The organism is Citrobacter sp. Colony219, assembly GCF_019382635.1.
Taxonomy (GTDB): Bacteria; Pseudomonadota; Gammaproteobacteria; order Enterobacterales; family Enterobacteriaceae; genus Citrobacter; species Citrobacter youngae.
On record NZ_CP080033.1, the window covers coordinates 4319029 to 4341256 of the forward strand.

19 protein-coding genes are annotated in these 22228 nt (G+C 52.4%); 8 read left to right on the forward strand and 11 right to left on the reverse strand.

Going from position 1 to position 22228, the window contains the following annotated elements; translation table 11 throughout:
- Positions 1 to 42 precede the first annotated feature (42 nt).
- From JTI85_RS19050 to JTI85_RS19070, 5 genes are all read right to left on the reverse strand, one after another.
- Complete coding sequence (locus tag JTI85_RS19050; protein ID WP_001573898.1) at positions 43 to 366, reverse strand: DUF1889 family protein; 324 nt, start codon at positions 364 to 366, stop codon at positions 43 to 45.
- Positions 367 to 479: 113 nt separating this feature from the next.
- The gene (locus tag JTI85_RS19055; protein ID WP_219351901.1) at positions 480 to 2291 is read right to left on the reverse strand and encodes a diol dehydratase reactivase subunit alpha; all 1812 of its coding nucleotides are present in this window, start codon (positions 2289 to 2291) and stop codon (positions 480 to 482) included.
- 10 nt (positions 2292 to 2301) lie between these two features.
- Positions 2302 to 2730 carry a glycerol dehydratase small subunit DhaB3 gene (locus tag JTI85_RS19060; RefSeq protein WP_005131409.1) on the reverse strand — a complete coding sequence of 143 codons (429 nt, stop codon included), beginning with the start codon at positions 2728 to 2730 and terminating at the stop codon, positions 2302 to 2304.
- A gap of 2 nt (positions 2731 to 2732) precedes the next feature.
- Positions 2733 to 3317, reverse strand: coding sequence for a propanediol/glycerol family dehydratase medium subunit (locus tag JTI85_RS19065; RefSeq protein WP_040230555.1), 585 nt, complete (start codon positions 3315 to 3317; stop codon positions 2733 to 2735).
- A gap of 11 nt (positions 3318 to 3328) precedes the next feature.
- Positions 3329 to 4996 carry a propanediol/glycerol family dehydratase large subunit gene (locus JTI85_RS19070; protein ID WP_061068648.1) on the reverse strand — a complete coding sequence of 556 codons (1668 nt, stop codon included), beginning with the start codon at positions 4994 to 4996 and terminating at the stop codon, positions 3329 to 3331.
- 393 nt (positions 4997 to 5389) lie between these two features.
- Here JTI85_RS19070 and JTI85_RS19075 point away from each other — a divergent pair, with 393 nt between their 5' ends.
- From JTI85_RS19075 to JTI85_RS19090, 4 genes are read left to right on the forward strand one after another with little or no spacing between them, the layout of a single operon-like run.
- Positions 5390 to 5818 (forward strand): heme-binding protein, encoded by a 429-nt coding sequence (locus tag JTI85_RS19075; protein ID WP_199962953.1) that lies wholly within the window; start codon positions 5390 to 5392, stop codon positions 5816 to 5818.
- A gap of 22 nt (positions 5819 to 5840) precedes the next feature.
- Entirely contained in the window at positions 5841 to 7004 is a 1164-nt protein-coding gene (dhaT, locus tag JTI85_RS19080) for a 1,3-propanediol dehydrogenase (protein ID WP_219351903.1), read from the forward strand.
- Positions 7005 to 7019: 15 nt separating this feature from the next.
- The gene (locus tag JTI85_RS19085; RefSeq protein WP_172742105.1) at positions 7020 to 7373 is read left to right on the forward strand and encodes a glycerol dehydratase reactivase beta/small subunit family protein; all 354 of its coding nucleotides are present in this window, start codon (positions 7020 to 7022) and stop codon (positions 7371 to 7373) included.
- Complete coding sequence (locus JTI85_RS19090) at positions 7374 to 7904, forward strand: cob(I)yrinic acid a,c-diamide adenosyltransferase (protein ID WP_061068651.1); 531 nt, start codon at positions 7374 to 7376, stop codon at positions 7902 to 7904. It begins immediately after the preceding gene.
- On the opposite strand, the gene dhaR is transcribed toward JTI85_RS19090, so the two are convergent.
- Positions 7882 to 9807 (reverse strand): dihydroxyacetone kinase operon transcriptional regulator DhaR, encoded by a 1926-nt coding sequence (gene dhaR / locus JTI85_RS19095; protein ID WP_048213505.1) that lies wholly within the window; start codon positions 9805 to 9807, stop codon positions 7882 to 7884. The two genes, JTI85_RS19090 and dhaR, sit on opposite strands and share 23 nt — an antisense overlap.
- A 92-nt stretch (positions 9808 to 9899) precedes the next feature.
- Entirely contained in the window at positions 9900 to 10997 is a 1098-nt protein-coding gene (locus JTI85_RS19100; protein WP_005131422.1) for a glycerol dehydrogenase, read from the reverse strand.
- A 560-nt stretch (positions 10998 to 11557) separates the two neighbouring features.
- Between JTI85_RS19100 and JTI85_RS19105 the strand changes: the two genes are divergently transcribed.
- Positions 11558 to 13216, forward strand: coding sequence for a glycerone kinase (locus tag JTI85_RS19105; RefSeq protein ID WP_048213326.1), 1659 nt, complete (start codon positions 11558 to 11560; stop codon positions 13214 to 13216).
- A gap of 90 nt (positions 13217 to 13306) precedes the next feature.
- Here JTI85_RS19105 and cfa read toward each other — a convergent pair whose 3' ends face one another.
- Positions 13307 to 14461: a cyclopropane fatty acyl phospholipid synthase gene (gene cfa / locus JTI85_RS19110; protein ID WP_219351905.1), complete on the reverse strand. Its 1155-nt coding sequence runs from the start codon at positions 14459 to 14461 to the stop codon at positions 13307 to 13309.
- 67 nt (positions 14462 to 14528) lie between these two features.
- On the opposite strand from cfa, the gene JTI85_RS19115 reads away from it, so the two are divergent.
- Complete coding sequence (locus JTI85_RS19115; protein ID WP_040230561.1) at positions 14529 to 15377, forward strand: AraC family transcriptional regulator; 849 nt, start codon at positions 14529 to 14531, stop codon at positions 15375 to 15377.
- Here JTI85_RS19115 and JTI85_RS19120 read toward each other — a convergent pair.
- Positions 15374 to 16156, reverse strand: a complete 783-nt coding sequence (locus JTI85_RS19120; RefSeq protein ID WP_115601434.1) for a siderophore-interacting protein — start codon at positions 16154 to 16156, stop codon at positions 15374 to 15376. The genes JTI85_RS19115 and JTI85_RS19120 overlap by 4 nt on opposite strands.
- A gap of 239 nt (positions 16157 to 16395) precedes the next feature.
- Here JTI85_RS19120 and JTI85_RS19125 point away from each other — a divergent pair, with 239 nt between their 5' ends.
- A complete protein-coding gene (locus JTI85_RS19125) occupies positions 16396 to 17016 on the forward strand; it encodes a PadR family transcriptional regulator (RefSeq protein ID WP_124021455.1) in 621 nt (206 codons plus the stop codon).
- On the opposite strand, the gene JTI85_RS19130 is transcribed toward JTI85_RS19125, so the two are convergent.
- Both JTI85_RS19130 and JTI85_RS19135 read right to left on the reverse strand, forming a co-directional pair.
- Positions 17013 to 18578, reverse strand: a complete 1566-nt coding sequence (locus JTI85_RS19130; protein ID WP_048213330.1) for a methyl-accepting chemotaxis protein — start codon at positions 18576 to 18578, stop codon at positions 17013 to 17015. The two genes, JTI85_RS19125 and JTI85_RS19130, sit on opposite strands and share 4 nt — an antisense overlap.
- 317 nt (positions 18579 to 18895) lie before the next feature.
- Positions 18896 to 20416 (reverse strand): PAS domain-containing methyl-accepting chemotaxis protein, encoded by a 1521-nt coding sequence (locus JTI85_RS19135; RefSeq protein ID WP_048213331.1) that lies wholly within the window; start codon positions 20414 to 20416, stop codon positions 18896 to 18898.
- A 430-nt stretch (positions 20417 to 20846) separates the two neighbouring features.
- On the opposite strand from JTI85_RS19135, the gene ygjG reads away from it, so the two are divergent.
- Complete coding sequence (gene ygjG / locus JTI85_RS19140; RefSeq protein ID WP_219351907.1) at positions 20847 to 22226, forward strand: putrescine aminotransferase; 1380 nt, start codon at positions 20847 to 20849, stop codon at positions 22224 to 22226.
- Positions 22227 to 22228: the final 2 nt, after the last annotated feature.

Consider the following 22228-nt stretch of genomic DNA (forward strand, 5'->3'; position numbering starts at 1 on the left):
CCGAGATGGAAACGTCCGTTAGCGTGTTATTCGATAGTCAGCTCACACGAGTTCTTTGAGCTGCTCCTGCATATAGGTTGAAAAATACTCTGGGTTCTTGATAAGGATACGGTTACCGGAGGCGACTTTTTCTGCCCATCCGGCTACTTTTTTCGTGAACTCAGGATTCCATCCCTCCTGCTCACCCCGTGCCATTACAACTTCCGGACTCGCTGGCACACCTAAGTCATGCAAATACTTTAGGATTCCCTTAGCGGTACTTTCATCCATTGAATGGGGTACTGACGCCGAAGTGTTCATACCACCAATAAAATCCAATGCTTTCTCAATTGCTGTTGGCATGCTCTTATCCTTAAAATTAACCACGTGAGAGACACATTTATACTATGTACCCAACTCCGCCGGGATATCAAAGAGAACGTTGCCTTTATTTGATTTACCCCGCAGCTAAACGCTTGCGGCGGCTGTTTTCTGCACGATTAATTCGCCATTCCGGCCAAAACCAGCCCGGTTGCCACCGCATTACGCGGCCCTTCGGTACCACGAATGTTGCCCTGTCCGGCGACAACCCCGTAATGTGCCAGCGCGTCGGTAATCATCTGTGGGATTTCGAAATCCAACGAGGAACCGCCCACCAGCACCACGAAAGAGATATCGCGAATGGATCCGCCGGGAGACACCTGGCGCAATGCACGCAGGCAGTTGGTCACAAAAACCTTCTCTTTGGCCTGACGTCGCACCAGACGAATTTTTTCCAGCGAAGTCTGGTTATCTATCGGGATCAGCTCGCCACCTTTCAGATACACCACTTTGGCGAATACTGATGGGCTGAGCGGTTCGCGGAAAAACTCCACCGCACCGTTCTCATGACGAATACTGAACAGGCTCTCTACTTTCGCCAGCGGGTATTTTTTTATTTCCTCGGCCAGAAACGGATCGCTCAGACCCAGCTCCGTCTGAATCAACAGGCTGACCATATTACCCGCACCGGCCAGATGTACCGCCTTTACTGTCCCTTCTCTATTGATGATGGCTGCATCAGTGGAACCTGCGCCTAAATCGAGGATCGCCAGCGGTGCAGCACATCCAGGCGTCGTTAACGCACCTGTCACGGCCATATTGGCCTCTACCCCTCCTACTTCAACGGAGGTGTTTAATCGCGCGCTCAACTCGCTGGCAATAGCCTGCATTTGTAAACGATCGGATTTCACCATCGCCGCAATGCCGACAGCATTTTCCATCGAACACTCCCCGGCGATGCCGCCCTGCACCTTGCGCGGAATAAACGTATCAACCGCCAACAGATCCTGAATATGCACCGCGTTCATATCATGACCAGTCAGCGAGGCCATCACCTTTCGCACTCGCTCCAGCATGCCGCCTGCGTGCGTACCAGCTTCCCCACCAATATCGCGCACGGGCGCGCAGGCGTTCATCGCCTGCATAATGGCCTGCGCACCTTGCGCTACGTCGGCTTCACCGCCACGCTTTTCACCACGGATAAAGATCTTACCCGCCGGGATCACTCTTGATTGCACATCACCCTGCGGCGTTTTCAGCACCACGGCGGAGCGGTTACCAATCAGCGCTCTGGCAATAGGGACGATGGTTTGCGTTTCCTCCGGCGTCAGGGCAAAGAACGTGGCGATGCCGTAGGGGTTAGACAGCGCACGAACAACCTGGCCCGCGGCCGCGACTTCGACCGCCGCCAACACCCCCTCCGGCACTTTTTCCAGCAGCGTGACTTCATCAACCACCGGCATAGTTCGCCGCAGACGATTGTTCACCAGCACGCCATCATCTTTTTTCAGGATCGCCGCCACCACGTTGATTCCGCGATCCAGCGCTTCATTGATAAACCAAACCGCCTCAAGGAAATCCATTGCCTCACCCACCAATGGGATCCAGCCCTGAGCAAATCGATCCTCACTCAATGCCGCCAGCTTCTCCACAGCAATGGTGGTTCCCATTCCCACGCCAACGCCGCCGGGCGTTTGTGGGTTATGCCCTATCATCGTTGATTCGGTAATGATGGTTTCCGTGATGGTTTCCATCGCCACATCGCCAATCACCGGTGCGGCTTCATTGATACAGATTTTCGCCACATCTTTAAGCGACCATGGCGTTTTTTCCAGCGCCTGCTGCAGGGAAGCGACCACCCCGGCAATATTGTCCCGCGTTCCTTTCATGCCCGTGGTCGCGACAATCCCGCTGGCGATAAACCGATCATGCTGCGCCAACGCCACTTCCGTGGTGGCGTTGCCGATATCAATCCCTGCGATTAACGGCATATTCCCTCCGTCACTGGCTGCCTTTACGCAGCTTGTTTCTCTGCTGATACACCTCTGCCGACTCACGCACAAATCCGGCGTTCACCGTCGCGTGCCAGGTATGTTCCAGCTCATCAGCGATCGCCTGTAGCTCCGCGAATGAAGAGCGAAACGGACGTAGCGCGTTGTAGATTTCCAGAATGCGGGTATCCGGGATGGCAATCAGTTCGGCCGCGCGGCGGAAGTTGCGCGCCACGGCGTGACGTTGCATCTGTTCGGCAATCTGCGCCTGATACTCCAGCGTTTGCTGAGAAATACGCACATCCTGCGGCCCTACATGTCCCGCCAGCACATTCTCAAGGGTGATATCGGTTAGCGGTTTCCCGGTGGGGGTCAGGATTTTCTCCGGGCAGCGGGTAGCTAAAGGATAATCCTGCGCGGTCATGATGTTGTCGTTCATTGTCATTCCCTTACTAATGCAATATGCAGCGTGACAGGCGCAGCATCCTGCACCACATGCTTGGTTTCTTTAATGTGAAACAGCGCGGCTTTGGCCATAAATTTGGGGCGCACCATCTGGTCATTGACCACCGGAACCGGCGAGGGCGACTCTTTGCGTGCATAGCGCGCAGCGTTCTTTCCAATCTGGCGATAGGTTTCCAGCGTCAGCAGCGGGGCCTGAGAGAAGAGTTCAAGGTTACTCAGGGGCAGTAAATCACGCTGATGAATAACTGTGGTTCCCTTTGACTGAATACCAATCCCGATGCCGGAGCCACTGAGGTTCGCCGCATCCCACGCCATAAAAGAGACATCAGAGGTGCGCAGAATTCTCACCACTCGCGCATGCAGCCCCTCTTCTTCAATCCCTGCCACCAGCTCTTTCAGAATCGCGTTGTGCGGCATATCAATCAGGGTTTTATGCTGGTGCTTGCCAAAGGCCGGCCCGACGCCAATCACCACTTCATCAGCGCGATCGTCTGCTTTTGCCGCCTCGCCTTCACTGACCTGCAAGGTAAAAACGGGCTTACGTTCAGTTGTGCATTCCACGGTGTACCGCCTTATTCAATCGAGCTGGGCTGAACCACGCCCGCAATATTTTTAATTTCTGCCCAGCGTTCGGCACTGATGCGATAGCCGGTGCCAGGTCCCTGATAATCATTGATGTCATTCACGGCGCTGACCACGTCGAACTGACGATCCAGAATGGCCGATGTTTGCAGGTAATCACCAGTCACGCGCTGTCTCAACATATTGAGAATATTGCTGGCGATATCTTCAAATCCGCTACCGCTTAGCGCCCCGACGATATCCAGCCCGGTAATGTTGCGCTTCATCATCTCTTCCACTGCCGCCAGATCTTCCACCACATTGCGCGCAGGCATGTCTTTGCTGCCGTGAGCGTAGGTGGCAGCCTCCACTTCCTCATCACTGATAGTCGGCAGGCCCAGTTCGCGGAATACCGCCTGGATAGCCCGCGCCGCCTTGTTACGGATAGCGATGGTTTCTTCTTCGGTTACCGGGCGCAGGCCGCCGTCAACCATCAGGTCACGTTGCAGTATGTTGTAATCATCGAAGTCTTCAGCATCGAAGTTAGAACCGGCAAACATGTTGTCGTAATTGGGGACGGCGCTATAGCCAGAGAAGATAAAGTCGGTGCCGGGCAGCATCTGCATCAGGGTGCGGGCGGTACGGCGAATATCGGAGTGTGAGAAGGTCTGGTCATTAGCCGAGGCCACTTCAAGGTCGAGCATCGACGCAATCAGGTTTTCCGCCAGTACCGCGCGGATCCCCGACGGCACTGCGCCCGTCATCCCGATACAGCTAACCGCGCCGTTTTGCAGCCCCTGTACACCCGCGCCTTTGGTGATAAAAATGCAGCGCGACTCCAGGTACAGCATCGATTTACTTTCGGAATAGCCCATCAAGGCTTCCGAACCGGTACCGGAGGTATAGCGCATCTTCAGGCCGCGGGACGCATAGGCCGAGGCGAGAAACGCTTTTGACCATGGCGTATCGTCGCCGTCAGTGAATACCGATTCCGTTCCGTAGACCGACACCGTTTCGGCGTAGCTGGTTAACCCACGCATTCCCAGCTCCAGCTCAGTAGCCTCTTCAACAGAGCATTGTGTCAGTACGCCAGGGCGACCACACTGAGAACCGACCAACAACGCAAGGGCGTTAAACGGCGCATAGCGGGCAATCCCGACCGTCGTTTCCTGCTCGGAAAAACCACGAATCCCCGCTTCAGCGGCATCGGCGGCAATCTGCACCGGATTATCTTTCAGGTTGGTCACGTGGCACTGGTTAGAGGGGGTGCGTCGGGCGCGCATTTTTTGCAGCGCCATCATCATCTCTACCACGTTCATTTTCGCCATCACCTCCACCGCTTTCGCCGGGGTAATAGCGGTGGTAATAGCAATGATCTCTTCGCGACTGACGTGGATATCCACCAGCATTCTGGCGATCTCCAGTGCGTCGAGCTGCATGGCACGCTCGGTTTCAGCCACGTTTATCGCGTAGTCGGCAATAAAGCGGTCAATCATGTCGAACTCGGCGCGGCGCTTGCCGTCCAGTTCAACGATACGACCCTTTTCCACCTTCACAGAAGAGGCTGGATCGTAGGGACTTTCCATGGCGATCAGACCTTCTTCCGGCCATTCGCCAATAAGCCCATCCTGATTTACAGGGCGCTTCGCAAGAACTTCGAATCGTTTTGATCTTCTCATAGTTTATAGACTCAAAAGATAAAGAATAGGGACGCCAGGCTGTATCGCTGGTGCTCTATCCCCCCAGCAATCGCCTTTATCAGCAATAGCCGAACTTTAAATGAGCAGGCCGAAAAAAAAATAAAATTAATTACGTTCCAATTTGATACATATTTAAATGTCAGCGTTTCATATTGAAACGGTCAACAGGAATATCCATAAAGAATTGTGACGCGCTTAAATGATCATTATCAACAAATGCCGAACGCAGGGAATTAAATTAATATTTTAGAAAAATCCACACTATTGACTTAATAACGCGTCGCGAGAAAATACAGAAAACCCAATGAGAAAAAATAGCTGTAGCGCGATATTTTTTGCGACCTCAGCCCTACAACCTTGTCAGGAGATACTGTGAATAAGAGCCAACAAATCGCCACCATTACGCTGGCGGCCGCAAAGAAAATGGCGACTGCCGTCGAGGCAAAAGCGATTGAAATCAACGTTCCGGTGGTCTTTTCCGTGGTCGACCACGGCGGAAACACGCTACTGATGCAGCGCATGGACGAGGCATTTGTCACCAGTTGTGATATTTCTCTCAATAAAGCCTGGACCGCCTGCTGTCTGCGGCAGGGCACCCATGAAATTACCGATGCAGTACAACCAGGTGCTTCTCTATATGGTTTACAGCTCACCAACCAACAGCGAATCGTTATTTTTGGTGGCGGTTTACCTGTTATATTTGACGGTCAATTAATTGGTGCCGTCGGCGTTAGCGGCGGCACTGTAGAACAAGATAGATTATTGGCTGAGACCGCATTGAATTGTTTCTCTGAATTATAATTTAAATCTAAGAAGGTATATTATGAGCTATCGTATGTTTGATTACCTTGTGCCGAATGTTAACTTTTTTGGCCCAAATGCTATTTCCGTTGTCGGCGAACGCTGCAAACTGTTAGGCGGTAAAAAAGCGCTGCTGGTCACCGATAAAGGTCTGCGGGCGATAAAAGACGGTGCGGTAGATAAAACGCTGGCACATCTGCGTGAAGCCGGGATTGAGGTGGTCGTATTTGACGGCGTAGAGCCGAACCCTAAAGATACCAACGTGCGCGACGGTCTGGAGGTCTTTCGTAAAGAGCAGTGCGATATCATCGTTACTGTCGGCGGCGGTAGCCCGCATGACTGCGGTAAAGGTATCGGTATCGCAGCCACGCACGAAGGCGATCTCTACAGCTATGCCGGGATTGAAACCCTGACCAACCCGCTGCCGCCGATTGTCGCGGTGAATACCACTGCCGGTACGGCCAGCGAAGTCACCCGCCACTGCGTGCTGACCAATACCAAAACCAAAGTGAAATTCGTGATCGTCAGCTGGCGTAACCTGCCGTCGGTTTCCATTAATGACCCGCTGCTGATGCTCGGCAAACCCACCCCGCTGACCGCCGCCACCGGGATGGACGCCCTGACCCACGCCGTGGAAGCCTATATTTCCAAAGATGCCAACCCGGTCACCGACGCCGCCGCTATCCAGGCGATCCGCCTGATCGCGCGTAATTTACGTCAGGCTGTGGCGCTGGGCAGCAACCTGAAAGCCCGTGAAAATATGGCCTATGCTTCGCTGCTGGCGGGTATGGCCTTCAACAACGCCAATCTCGGCTATGTTCATGCGATGGCACACCAGCTCGGTGGTCTGTACGACATGCCGCACGGCGTGGCAAATGCGGTATTGCTGCCACACGTAGCCCGTTATAACCTCATCGCTAACCCGGAAAAATTTGCCGATATCGCTGAGTTTATGGGCGAGAACACCGACGGGCTGTCAACCATGGATGCCGCTGAGCTGGCCATTCACGCCATCGCCCGTCTCTCCGCTGATATCGGCATTCCGCAGCATCTGCGCGATCTGGGCGTCAAAGAAGCCGATTTCCCGTACATGGCGGAAATGGCGCTGAAGGACGGCAACGCCTTCTCTAACCCGCGCAAAGGGAACGAGAAAGAAATTGCCGAGATCTTCCGTCAGGCTTTCTAATCCAAAGGGGGCGCAATGTCACTTTCATCACCGGGCGTACATCTGTTTTATCACCCACGCTGGCAGGATACCCGCGCGCTTGATGAACTGTGCTGGGGACTGGAAGAGCAAGGCGTCCCTTGCCGGGCAATCTGTTGCGACGAGAATGACTGTGCGCTGGCGTTGAGCAAACTTGCGGCCAAAAGCTCCACGCTGCGTGTCGGTCTTGGTCTTAACGCCACGGGTGATATTGCTTTAACCCACGCCCAGTTGCCCGAGGATCGGGCGCTGATCCGTGGTCATATCGCCGCCGGAATGGCGCAGATCCGCACGCTTGGTGCCAATGCTGGTCAACTGGTCAAAGTGCTTCCTTTCAGCGAGATAACATAAATGTACCGTATCTATACCCGCACTGGTGATAAGGGCACAACCGCGCTGTTTGGCGGCAGCCGTATCGACAAAGACGATATCCGCGTGAATGCCTATGGCACCGTGGACGAACTGATTTCCCAGCTTGGCGTCTGCTACGCCAGCACGCGCCTGACAGAGCTTCGCCAGGATTTACATACCATCCAGAAGACGCTGTTTGTGCTCGGCGCGGAACTTGCCAGCGATGAGAAGGGTCTTGCTCGCTTAACGCAGACGATCAGTCCCGAGGATATTCAGGCGCTGGAGCAGCTTATTGATCGCAATATGACGCAAAGCGGTCCGCTAAAAGAGTTTGTTATTCCGGGGAAAAACCTCGCATCGGCACAGCTACACGTTGCGCGCACGCTGGCGCGTCGGCTGGAGCGACTCCTCATCACCATGGGCAGAACGTTGACGCTGCGTGATGAGCTTAAGCGTTACATCAATCGTCTGTCAGATGCGCTGTTTTCGATGGCCAGAATCGAAGAAACTACTCCAGATGTTTGCGCTTAAACTGGCTGGCATCGATGTCGTACTGCTTCATCTTGCGCCACAAGGTGGTGCGGCCAATATTCAACAGTTGCGACATTTCCTGCACACGTCCGCTGGTGACGCGGGCGGCATGGATAATCGCCTCTTTTTCGATGGCGGTAAACGTCAGGCTGGCTGGCAGCAGTGAAGATGCTGCTTCCAGACCCGGACGTTCGGCAAACAGATAATCCGGCAGATTACTCAGGCGAATATGGCCATTGTCGCTACTAATGGCGATATTTTCGATAATGCTGTTGAGTTCAAAATCATTGCCCGGCCACGAGTAGGCCACCAGTTGCGCCAGCGCGTCATCGTCCAGCTTCAGGCTGGATGAAAAGCGTTTTTTCAGGCTATTTAAGCGTGTATGAATCAGCGCCGGAATGCTGTTACGCCGTGCCCGCAGCGGTGGAATAACAATTTCAAAGGAGTGTAACGCGTAATACAGTTGGCGGCTAAAGCGGTTTTGCTCCACCAGGTTGGCGAGATCAACCGTGGTAGTAGCAATCACTTTGACATCTACCGGGATCAGGCGGCGGGCATCAAGGCGGGTCAATACGCCCTGCTTGATAACCTGCAACAACGCGGATTGCAACTCTGGAGCCAGATACTCAATTTTTTCCAGAAACAGCGTACCGCCGTTCGCCAGTTCAAGGCGGCTCAGCCGACCGTTTTCATCATCGGTTGGCGCACTGCCCATAAAATCCTGCCCCAGCACGCTGTTGGCATACAGTTGGCAGTTCACGGCGATATACGGCCCGCTGGCACGTTCACTTTCATTGTGAATAGCCTGGCTCAATAGCTCTTTACCCACTCCCTCTTCACCACACAACAGAATAGGGAAACTCCCTCTCGCCGCCTGGCGACCAAAATGGATCAGCCGACGGGTTTCCGGGTCATCCGTCGACATCTGTTCAAAGGTGTGGCTGACTTTTCCGAGCTGGCTGGTCATCAGTTGGCGCATTTGTTCGACCGGGTGCAGCAGCAGAATAAAGCTGTTGCCCTGCTCTTCAACAATCGGCTTCAGGGTAATGACGGCATCAACAAACTGATGCTGACTTTCAAAGGTGACTTCGACGTGATTCAGGCCGCGGGCATGTTTTATCGCCCGGCGCAGCAGCATGGGCAGATTGAGCAAGTCATTAATGTTTTTACCCTGGCTGGCCTGTGCATCCAGATGTAAAAGCAAAGCGGCACGGGCATTAAGAAATTGCAGAACGCCCTGCTCGTTCCACGCCATCACGCCATCATCCATGCTTTCCAGCAGTCCGTACATCTGATTCAGATGGCGGTTAGATTCGGCCAGCAGGCTATCAGTCAGCAAAGAGTTGCCGACTTCTCTGGCAATCGCCAGCGTCAGGGACAAATCAGAAACGCACTCATGCTCTACCAGACAGCACAAGGAAATAGAGCCAAACAGTCGACCATGGTTATCGAAGACCGGCGTCGAGCAGAACGACCACGGATGCAGCGCCTGCTTAAAATGCTGATCGCCAGAGGTTTTTGTCGGCTGCCCTGGCATCGTTGCCAGCGATAGCGCACAACTGCCGATAATGCTTTCCGCGCAGTAGCTACCGTCACGAAAGCCAAGCTCCGCCAGCTGTTCCACCGTCTGCGGATCGCCGCACCGGCTGAGAATACAAGCCGATTCATCCAGAATCAGCAGCGCGCACGGACGTCCATCCATAAACTCCCAGGCATCTTCCAGCGCAGCCTGTCCAATCGTCAGTAGCGCAGTCTTACGGCGACAAATCGACGCAAAAGTCAGTCCCTGTGCCTGATGCGGTGCCTGCCAGGTTTCCCGCTGCATAAACTTGCTGCAACGATGCCATGACTGAGCAATGACCGAAGAGACTTCCTTCCCTATGCCATGAGTGTGCGCCGTCATATCCATTTCCGCTGTTTTACCATAGACAACCCCTCCGGCAGAGACTGCCAGAGGGGGAGAAGATGCCAAATAAAAGGCTTACCGACGTCTGATTAACGTGCCAGCCACTGCTGTCCCAGCAGGTCTGCCGTCAGAATAGCGGCATGGACGCTTTCAGGCGTCACCGGGAACGGCATATTGTGAATGGTTTCACCTTCCGCGCAGGTGGCTTTCGCAACGGCCATAATCTTAGCGTCGATGCCGTCTTTCACGCCCATTTGCGCCAGCGTTACCGGCAGATCTACTTTCTGGCAGAAATTCAGCACCGTTTCGATCTCTTCCATCGGGCTGTTCTGCAGCACCAGTTGCGCCAGCGTACCAAACGCCACTTTTTCACCGTGGTACAAATGGTGACACTCTTCCAGAATGGTGAAGCCATTATGGATGGCGTGTGCACCCGCAAGACCACTGCTTTCAAAGCCGATGCCGCTGAGATAGGTATTCGCTTCCACGATACGTTCCAGAGCATCGGTCACCACGCCAGCTTGCGCCGCCAGGCGAGCCTTTTCACCTTCTGCCAGCAACGTATCATAGCACAAGCGCGCCAGGCTCAGGGCCGCCGCCGTGGACTGTCCTCCCGCCATGCTGGTCGCTCTGGCATCAAAACACGCTTTTGCTTCAAACCAGGTCGAGAGCGCATCGCCCATCCCGGCTACCAGCAGACGTACCGGCGCTTTGGCGATAATTGCCGTATCCATGACAACCATATCCGGGTTTTTCGGGTAGATCAGATATTCTTCGAACTCACCGGCTTCGGTATAGATAACAGACAGCGCACTGGTTGGCGCATCAGTTGAGGCGATAGTTGGGATCACCACCACCGGCAGTTTCTGGTAGTAACCGATCGCTTTGGCTGTATCCAGCGTTTTCCCACCGCCAATCCCAACCACACCACGGCAACCGTGCTGCTTCAGAATGGCAATCAGGCGATTAATTTCAACATGGCTGCATTCGCCATTGAAGCGTTCCGCGTGGCAACTAATGCCGTGGCTGTGCAGGCCATTGAGTACTTTGTCTCCCGCCAGTTTCATGACGAAGTCATCTGCAATCACGAAAAAGCTGTCTGCCAGATTTTTAGCGTATTGACCAAATAAGGTAGAAGCGTCAGGACCCTGGAGATATTTGGCTGGAGATTGAATAACTTTTAGCATTCCTTTCATCCTCAAATAAGTACATGTTTTTACATGGTGAGCCCTGGCGTTAACCTGTTTAGCCTATTGCGAACGGCGAAAACGGGAGACCGGAGCGATGCAATAACTGTATGGCGAGGCGGGAACAAAAAAATCATTCGTCTTTTTGTTCTGATATGAAACAGATAAAAATGACATGCGTTCCATATTGAAACGGTTAACCCTGAAAATACTAAGGTTTGCGATCCCGATCCGTTCATTTTCCGACAAATCCTTGCAGAACGCGAAAATCAAATTCCCTTTGCCCCTCTCTGACGCCGTTAAAAGCAGTAACAAAACGTTTACTGTGCGGTGTGGCCAGCATTGAAAAGGCGATAAAAAAGTCGAGCGGGCTCGCATTGTGATCGTTCATCTCACAAATGCGTTCCATTACGGAACAAAAAATAACAATTACGTTCCGTAATGAAACTCATTTTGCCGCTGTTTTTTTCCACGCTGACTCCGCCAGAATCTCCCCATCGCCTCCGCACCATGACAATGCATTCGGGGGTTTGTCTTACACTCAACCTCGAGGAGCCGTTATGTCTCAATTCTTTTTTAATCAGCGTACCCAACTCGTTAACGACGTCATCGACGGTACGATTATCACCAGTCCGTGGAACAATCTGGCGCGTCTGGAAAGCGATCCGGCTATTCGCATCGTGGTACGTCGCGATCTCAACAAAGATAACGTGGCGGTCATTTCCGGCGGCGGTTCAGGGCACGAACCCGCGCACGTTGGGTTTATCGGTAAAGGTATGCTAACCGCTGCGGTTTGCGGCGACGTTTTCGCCTCCCCGAGCGTGGATGCGGTACTGACCGCCATTCAGGCGGTGACCGGTGAGGCGGGCTGTTTATTGATCGTGAAAAATTACACCGGCGATCGTCTTAATTTCGGTCTCGCCGCCGAGAAAGCCCGTCGCCTTGGCTATAACGTCGAAATGCTGATTGTCGGCGACGATATCTCCCTGCCGGATAACAAGCATCCTCGCGGGATTGCGGGCACTATCCTGGTTCATAAAGTGGCAGGCTATTTCGCTGAACGCGGCTACAACCTCGCTACCGTCCTGCGTGAAGCGCAGTATGCAGCAAGTAACACCTTCAGCCTGGGTGTCGCCATTTCCAGTTGCCACCTGCCGCAGGAAACCGACGCTGCACCGCGCCATCATGCGGGCCATGCCGAACTGGGCATGGGCATTCACGGCGAACCGGGTGCTTCGGTTATCGACACGCAAAACAGTGCGCAGGTGGTGAATTTGATGGTGGATAAACTGCTGGCGGCACTGCCCGAAACCGGCCGTCTGGCAGTAATGATTAATAACCTGGGCGGCGTGTCCGTTGCTGAAATGGCTATTATCACTCGGGAACTGGCAAACAGCCCACTGCATCCGCGTATCGACTGGCTGATTGGCCCGGCCTCGCTGGTCACCGCCCTGGATATGAAAGGTTTCTCGCTGACCGCCATCGTACTGGAAGAGAGCATCGAAAAAGCACTGTTAACCGAAGTAGAAACCAGCAGCTGGCCAACCCCGGTCCCACCACGCGAAATCAACTGTGTGCCGTCATCGCAGCGCAGCGCGCGTGTCGAATTTCAGCCCTCAGCCAACACGCTGGTTGCCGGGATTATTGAGCAGGTCACCGGAACGCTTTCCGATCTGGAAACACACCTCAACGCGCTGGATGCCAAAGTAGGCGATGGTGATACGGGTTCAACTTTTGCCGCTGGTGCACGTGAAATCGCTGACCTGCTGCATCGTCAGCGACTGCCACTGGATAACCTTGCCACGCTGTTCGCCCTGATCGGCGAACGCCTGACCGTGGTGATGGGCGGGTCCAGCGGCGTACTGATGTCCATCTTCTTTACCGCCGCCGGGCAGAAACTCGAACAAGGGGCTAACGTTGCCGAGGCGCTGAATACGGGCCTGGCGCAGATGAAGTTCTACGGTGGTGCAGACGAAGGTGACCGTACGATGATTGACGCGCTGCAACCCGCACTGACGTCTCTGCTGGCACAACCGCAAAACCTGCAAGCCGCTTTTGACGCCGCACAGGCAGGCGCAGAACGTACCTGTCTGTCGAGCAAAGCCAATGCGGGCCGCGCATCGTATCTCAGCGGCGAAAGCCTGCTGGGCAATATGGACCCCGGCGCGCACGCCGTCGCAATGGTGTTTAAAGCGCTGGCAGAGAGTGAGTTGGGATAAGCCATAAGTGCCTGATGCGCTGCGCTTATCAGGCCTACGAGTGCAAAGCTTTGTAGGCCGGATAAGGCAACGCCGACATCCGGCAGAACGTTAACGATAAACGCGGATCCCGCCCTCTACCCCGCGGCTAAACAGTACTTGCCACAGCTCAATATCTCTGGCGCGGAACGCACCAGCACAAGCGCACAGGTAATAATTGAACATCCTTCTGAAAGTCGCGGAATAACGCGATGACAGCTCCGGCCACGCCTGATTAAACCGCGCATGCCAGGCCATCAGCGTTTTATCATAGTCACTGCCAAAGTTATGCCAGTCTTCCATCACGAATCGCGACTCGCTCGCTTCAGCAATATGAGAAATCGCCGGTAAGCAGCCATTCGGGAAAATATATTTATTGATCCACGGATCGACGCTCATCCCTTTTTTATTGCTACCAATAGTATGTAACAGGAACAGCCCATCCGATTTTAAACAACGGTCGGCGATGCTGAAATAGGTGTCGTAGTTTTTCGGCCCGACGTGTTCAAACATCCCCACGGAGACAATACGATCGTAGTGTTTATCGAGGTCGCGATAATCCTGCAGCAGAATATTAACGTCCAGCCCTTCACAGCGCTGCTGCGCCATTTTTTGCTGCTCTTTCGAGATAGTGACGCCTTCTACCGCCACGCCGTAATGACGCGCCGCATATTCGGCCAGCCCGCCCCAGCCACAACCAATATCGAGTAAACGCATACCCGGTTTCAGTTGCAGCTTCTCGCAAATCATTTTTAATTTGGCGTTTTGCGCGTCTTCTAAAGTGATTGCCTCTTTCCAGTAGCCACAGGAATATTGCATGTGGGGATCCAGCATGAGTGCAAAGAGATCGTTGCCAATATCGTAGTGTTCTTTACCGACAATCCACGCACGACTGCGAGACTGCAAATTAAACAGGCGGGCGCTGGCAATACGTAATATATCTTTCAGATTTCCCGGCATTTGCTGGTCGAGTTTTGCTTTCAGAATTTTGCAGAACAGAACATCGAGGCGTTCACAGTCCCACCAGCCTTCCATATAGCTTTCGCCAAGCCCCAGGGAGCCTTGTTGCAGCACCCGTTTAAAGAAACCGGCATGATGAAGTTGAATGTCCCAGGGGCGGGAACCATTGATCTGAATATCTGCTTGCTGGAGCAGCTCTTTTCCCATTCGGGTCCAGTTATCATTTGTTTCATTGACGATGACAGCATCTGAACAAAGCGTGTTCATGGTATTTACCAAAAGTGGGCTATTAATTATTACGCAAGATTATTATGGAAAAAAGAATGTATGTATTATGATTTGCGGACAAGATCTATCGAACAGCGGCCACACCACCGGGAGCATTGACGATTTATTTATGGAAACTCTCGCGCAAAAACATTGGAATTCCTTCCCGGACGATTCCATGGCAGAACTGCCGCAGGACGTTTACTTTCGCTCTTATGTCCTGGAAGCCAACCACCATGTTCCGCAGCACTCACACGCTTTTATGCAGTTTCATTTTGCCCGCAAAGGCAGTATGCGCATTGATGTCGCCGGCAAGTGCTGGATAATCCCCGCGCATTACGGCATCTGGATCCCCAATAATACTGAGCATGCAGTTTGGGCGCTGGATGATGTGCATTTAGAGAATCTGGATATTAAACCGGGTTTTCTCGAAGAAAGTATCCATGAGTGTAAAGTCGTGGCGATCAGTGATTTCGCCAGAGAGTTTATTCATTACGCCACGAATTCAATTTCAGGCCATTATGATAGCCAGTCAAAAGAAGGCAAACTGGTCAGTGTGCTGGTTGACATTATTCTGCAATTACCAGAGGTCGCCTTTGTATTACCCTGGCCGCAGGATCGTGAATTAACCCATGTGTGCCGAACAATACAAGCGTCACCGGCGCTGGAACATTCAGTAGAGTATTGGGCACAACATTTGGGTATGTCTGCCCGTACCTTTTCGCGTCATTTCAAAAAAGAAACCGGATTACCCTTCAGCGTCTGGAAGCAAAAAATGCGAATTCTGGAGTCTGTACTCATGCTGAAGAAAAATAAAAGCGTAACCGCCGTGGCGCTCGATGTGGGATATTCAAGCACCGCAGCGTTTAGCTATGCATTCCGCCAGGCGTTTGGCGTTTCACCGTCACATTATTAATTAACGTTCCGACGTTGATGCCAGTAAGCCGCGGCACGCACCAACTGCTGATCGAAAGCCTCAGTAGCAAAGCGGGCGCTCAGGTTTTTCACCACTTTTCCTTCGCCAGTTATCCAAATGAAATAATCCTGTGCAGGTACGGTCAGCTGTGAAAGCTGATCATTCACTGCCTGTTCGTCATGGCCGACAAACCACTGAATCGTAAAACCATCGAGATGAGCGAAATAATCCTGATACGCTGCATCGTGTACGCTAACCAGCGCCGTCACGTTTGGACGTACCGCTAAACGACCGATCGCCTCCAGCCGACGACGTAGCGCAGGCATTCCAGATTCATCACACACGTAAACCTGGTACGCATAATCTTCTGGTACCACCAGCGAGCCACGCGGTCCGCCAATCGTCAATTTGTCACCTTCACGCGCATTCATCGCCCACGTACTCGCCACGCCGCCGTCGTGGATATAAAAATCCAGCGCCAGTTCATGGCGTGCCTGGTCATACAACGGCGTGTAATCACGGGATACCGGACGCACACCCTCCGGCCAGACAATCCCCTCATCCGTCACTACGGGCGGCACAAAGTGACTGCCCGGCTCAGGGAAAAAGACCTTGGTGTGGTCGTCAAAACCATGTGAGCTAAAACCATCCAGAGCGTCACCGCCCAGTACAATGCGCTGGAAACCCGCGCTGATACGTTCAACCCGCAGGACGGTCAGTTCACGGAAGCGCAGCTCATTGCGAACGCGCTGTGGATAGCGTGGAGTGTTATTTGTCATTTTTTCGCCTTCGTGACAGAAATTAGATATATCTAAATAAATTTTAAATGATAATGATTGCTAATTGAGAATATTGCAAGAACTTTTTTGATAGAGTGTGGATAGCCACCACAAACGTAAAACAAAAAAAATAAAGACATACAAATCAATAAATTAAATTAATATTCCTGCATACACTTGCAAATAGAAAAAGTTTAGATATAAATTAGATATATCTAAACAACATCGGGAGATGAATGATGCAAGATCATCATGAAGGGTGCTGCAAACATGCGGAACACCAGCACGAAGGYTGCTGTAARGGTGAAGAACGTCATCACGAAGGCTGTAACAAAGAACACCACCATGAGCATGGCTGCGGACACCGCCACGGTCGCGGTGGCGGTGGCGGTCGACGTCAGCGTTTCTTCGGCCACGGCGAATTACGGCTGGTGATTCTCGATATTTTGACCCGCGATGCCAGTCACGGTTATGAGCTAATCAAAGCCATTGAAACATTGACTCAGGGTAATTACACCCCAAGCCCGGGCGTGATTTATCCGACACTGGATTTCTTGCAGGATCAGTCGCTTATCGCCATCCGTGACGAGGAAGGCGGACGTAAGCAAATCACAATCACCGAGCAAGGCCTGCAATGGCTGGAAGAGAACCAGGAACATCTGGAACATATCCACGAACGTATTAAAGCACGCTGTGTCGGCTTTGAATTACGCAAGAATCCACAGATGAAAAGAGCACTGGAGAATTTTAAAGCCGTGCTGGATCTGCGGGTCAATCACGGTGACACCAGCGAAGCGCAAATCAAGAAGATCATCGGTATTATCGATCGCGCATCGCTGGACATCACCCAGCTTGATTAAGCAGGCTGCGCGTCCTCTTTACGTACGCGGAACACTTTAATCATCTCTTTTAAGTGTAATGCCTGTTCGTTTAATGACGCCGCTGCCGCAACGGACTCCTCTACCAGACAGGAGTTCTGTTGCGTGGTGGTGTCGATCAGGCCAATCGCACTGTTAATCTGCGAAATACCGTCCGTCTGCTCGCGGCTGGCCTGACCAATTTCCCGCAATATCACATCCATTTCTTCAACGTTAGTGACCATTCCATTGATCAACGCGTTGGCTTTTTCAACCAGCACCAGTCCTTCCCGGGTTTGACTGGTGGAGTCTTCAATCAGATTGCGGATCTCACTGGCAGACGATGCGCTTTTTTGCGCCAGTTGACGCACTTCTCCGGCTACTACCGCGAAACCACGTCCATGCTCACCGGCGCGCGCCGCTTCGACAGCCGCATTCAGCGCCAAAATATTGGTTTGAAAAGCAATCGAATCTATCAGGTTGATAATCTCTGACATACGGTTAGAGGTTTCATTAATCACGCGTATTTTCTGCGTCACCTGATTCATCATCTCACCGTTGTTTTTCACCACCGCCGCCGCTCCCGTAGACAGCTTCGTCGCTTCATGGGTATGGTCTGCCGTCGTTTTGACCGTCGCGGTAATTTGTTCCATTGACGCCGCAGTCTGTTCTACCGAGCTTGCCTGTTCTTCGGTACGCGCAGCCAAATCCTGATTACCCGCGACAATCTGCGCCGCCGCCGCAGAGATATTTTCGGAGCCGTTTTGCACTTCCTCGACAATCTCTAACAGTCGGGTTTTCATTGCCATCAGCGCTTGCAGCAGCACACCGGTCTCATCCTTCTGTTCCATACTGATGTTGCGAGTAAGGTCGCCCTGCGCAATCGCCTCGGCAAACTGCACAGCTTCATTAAGAGGTCGGGTAATCGAGCGCACAATATACCACCCCATCACACAACCGGCGGCAATGCTTATCAGCGCCAGAGTAATCAACAGCGCGCGATTGGTGTGGAAATCATATTCCACCTGAGCGCCCGCCTTCTGCATCTGGGCATCTTCAATGGCGATCAATTCCTGCACTTTTGCTTTATACGCCTGCTGCACATTCACCGTGCGGGTCATCATCTCGTGCATCGCACCGGAGCGATCGTGATTCTGCAGCGCCTGCAGAATGCGGAATCGGGAAGCCAGATACTGCTCACGCACATCGCGGATATCCGCAACAATTTTTTTGGATGCATCATTGAGAGGTGCAGCACTCAGCGCATCCAGCAGAGCAGAAATTTGCTGGCTGATGGTATCGAGCTTTTTCTGGGACGCCTGGGTCCATTTGCCTTCCTCATCCAATAACATCAATTGTTGAGTACTGACAAACTCCTGAAAATTATCAATGAGCAGATTGGCTTTTACCGTAATCGGATAGTCATTGGTAATGATGTTCTGCATCCCACTGTTACTACGATCCAGACTCAACAGCGAAAGGCCCGAACTCACCATCATCAGTACAATAAACAAACCAAACGCGATAAATAATTTCGAGCGAATCTTTACGTTATGCAAGAACATATTTTCTCCCTGGAGACAGTTTTCTTCAGACAGATATCCTTATCGGTCAACACTCACCTAACTTTATGATATTGATCGTTTTTTAATTTTCATCAATGTTACGAAATAGTTTTTGACGATGAATAAAGCAAGACCGATCGTTATATAAGCGATATTTAACAATATTTAAAAACAGGACACTCGCGGTCAGAACGGAATAAGGAAAATAGAATCGTAATACCAAAGTGGTATTATTTAATATATGATTAACAAAATCATTACAAAAACGCCTACCGGGGACGATAAGCGTTTGGCGGGAAAATGGGATAGGGTGAGAATTAATGCAGCACGGTCACCGCATCTTCTAGGCGACCGGCACGATGTTTCACCATTGCTGAAATCTGCGCGCTCTCTTCGACCAGTTCGGCATTTTTCTGCGTAATATTGCTCAACTCATTTACGGCACGGGTCAGGCTGGAAAGACCATCTGACTGCTCCAGCGTTGAATGGCTGATTTGAGCAATCAACTGCGTCACATTCTGGACCTGCGCCACAATATCATCCATTGTCCGCCCTGCGGCATGAACCTGATCGGAGCCGGACTGCACCTTGTCGGCGCTGGCATCAATCAGTTTACGGATGTCATTTGCTGCGCTTGCACTACGACTGGCAAGATGGCGTACCTCTCCGGCCACCACCGCAAATCCTTTTCCTTGTTCACCAGCCCTGGCCGCTTCAACCGCCGCATTCAGCGCCAGAATATTTGTCTGGAAGGCGATATCGTTAATCAGGGTCGTGATAGTGCCGATCCGTTGGGTGCTGTTGGCAATATCGTCCATTGTTTTAATGACTGTATCCATCGCCTCACCGCCCTGTGTCGCTGCGCTGCTGGCGGCAATAGACAGCTTGTCAGCCGCCGCTGCTGTCGCAGAGTTTTGCTTCACCGATGCCGCCATCTGATTCATGGTGGTGACCGTTTCCTGCACATTTTCTACCGTCTGCTGCGTATGCTTGTTTAAATCATCGCTGCCTTTCGCCAGCGTTTCACTGTCGTTACGCACACAGCTGACCTGACTCGACACGTCATGAATAAGCCAACGGCACATTAACCCTAGCTGCCCCACCGCCCGTAGCATCAGACCCAGTTCATCGCTACGGTTAAGATGGGTCACGCTGTTGCGCTCACCGGTCGCGACTTTCAGTGCCTGCTGGGCAACATTCTCAATGGGACGCACAATCTGCCATTCGAAAATAACCGTCGCCAGCATCATCACCAGCGCGCTCACCAACAGTTGCGGCCATTCAGCGCCCATCTGCTGTAGCGCAGTTGCCAGGATGACAAACATAAAAGCCATGACACTGCGTACCCGCCAGCGAACCGGAAGCGACGGGAGTTTACCCAACCAGCCTTTACGTACCACCAGCCCCTTATGGACGCGCCGATGACAACGGCCTTCATTGAGTGCTTTATATAAAGGTTCGACCGCCGCGATTTCCGCTTCCGTCGCCCGGGTACGGATCGACATATACCCGGTTACACGTCCTTCCCGCACCATCGGCACCGCATTGGCCCTCACCCAGTAGTGATCGCCATTCTTCCGCCGGTTTTTCACAATACCGCTCCACGGTTCCCCCTGTTTCAGGGTGTACCACATATCCGCAAACGCCGCTTTCGGCATGTCCGGGTGACGAACCAGGTTGTGCGGCTGAGCAAGCAATTCATTCAGCTGATAGCCGCTGACCTGAACAAAGGTATCGTTCGCATGGGTGATATAGCTTTGTAAATCGGTGGTCGACATGAGGGTGATATCATCATCCAGCGGTGTATTTTGCTGACTAACGTAGGGATGAGAAGACATGGTTGCGTCCTGTGCAGGTTATCTGGTTGTTAACTCTTTCGGCTTATGTTATTTCGGCGCTAATCTTTTTAACTTTAGTTGTTAAATTTGATTTAGATCGCAATTTGCGATTAAACCTCAAAATTTGTATGTTTTCTAATTCATTGATTTAAAATACTTTCATTGCGTAACTATTCAATGCACCTTCACTCAGCGCACTGCAATAGTGCAATTTTTGCCCACTTTTAGCGCAATAACGCGTTTTTCTCGTCGGTTTTACGCGCGTAAACCTGGGCAAAATGCCAGCAAATGTTAATGTTTGAGATTAAATGTTGTACAAGCAAGATCTTCCCTGGTGTTTATCCCGATTTTCGTTAAGCGCGTCGGGATGGCGCAATCCCTGCAATACTTAATTCAGTATCATGTGATACGCGAGCTCCGGGAGCATATTTTGAACAGGTTACCTTCCAGCGCATCGGCTCTGGCCTGCAGCGCACACGCACTGAATCTCATCGAGAAGCGAACGCTTGATCATGAGGAAATGAAAGCACTAAACCGAGAGGTGATTGATTACTTCAAAGAGCATGTCAATCCGGGGTTCTTAGAGTATAGAAAATCTGTAACTGCCGGCGGGGATTACGGAGCCGTAGAGTGGCAAGCGGGAAGCCTGAATACGCTTGTCGACACCCAGGGACAGGAGTTTGTCGATTGCCTGGGAGGTTTTGGAATTTTCAACGTGGGGCACCGTAATCCAGTAGTGGTCTCCGCCGTACAGAATCAACTCGCGAAACAACCTCTGCACAGCCAGGAATTACTTGACCCATTACGGGCCATGCTGGCAAAAACGCTTGCTGCACTGGCTCCCGGAAAGCTGAAATACAGTTTCTTCAGTAACAGCGGGACCGAGTCGGTTGAAGCGGCGCTAAAACTGGCGAAAGCGTATCAATCGCCGCGCGGTAAATTTACATTTATTGCCACCAGCGGAGCCTTCCACGGTAAATCGCTGGGGTCGCTATCTGCCACCGCTAAATCAACCTTCCGCAAACCGTTTATGCCGCTGCTGCCGGGCTTCCGCCATGTTCCTTTTGGCGATATTGATGCCATGCGCGCCGTCCTGAACGAATGCAAAAAGACCGGCGACGATGTTGCCGCCGTGATTCTGGAGCCAATCCAGGGGGAAGGAGGCGTGATCCTGCCGCCGCAAGGGTATTTAACCGCGGTACGTAAACTTTGCGATGAGTTTGGCGCGCTGATGATCCTCGACGAAGTGCAAACCGGCATGGGGCGCACCGGCAAGATGTTCGCCTGCGAACATGAAAACGTGCAGCCTGACATTCTGTGTCTGGCCAAGGCGCTTGGGGGTGGCGTAATGCCAATTGGCGCGACCATTGCCACTGAAGAAGTGTTCTCCGTCCTGTTCGACAATCCTTTCCTGCATACCACCACGTTCGGTGGCAACCCGCTCTCATGCGCGGCGGCGCTGGCGACCATTAACGTCCTGCTGGAGCAAAATTTACCCGCTCAGGCAGAGCAGAAAGGCGATATGTTGCTGGATGGTTTCCGTCATCTGGCGCGTGAATATCCGGATCTGGTACACGACGTTCGCGGCAAAGGCATGCTGATGGCGATTGAGTTTGTCGATAATGAGATTGGCTACAGCTTTGCCAGTGAAATGTTCCGTCAGCGAGTGCTGGTCGCCGGAACACTGAATAACGCGAAGACGATCCGTATCGAGCCGCCGTTAACATTAACGATCGAGCAATGCGAACTGGTATTGCGATCAACCCGCAAAGCCCTGGCCGCATTACGGGTGAGCGTGGAGCAGGTGTAACC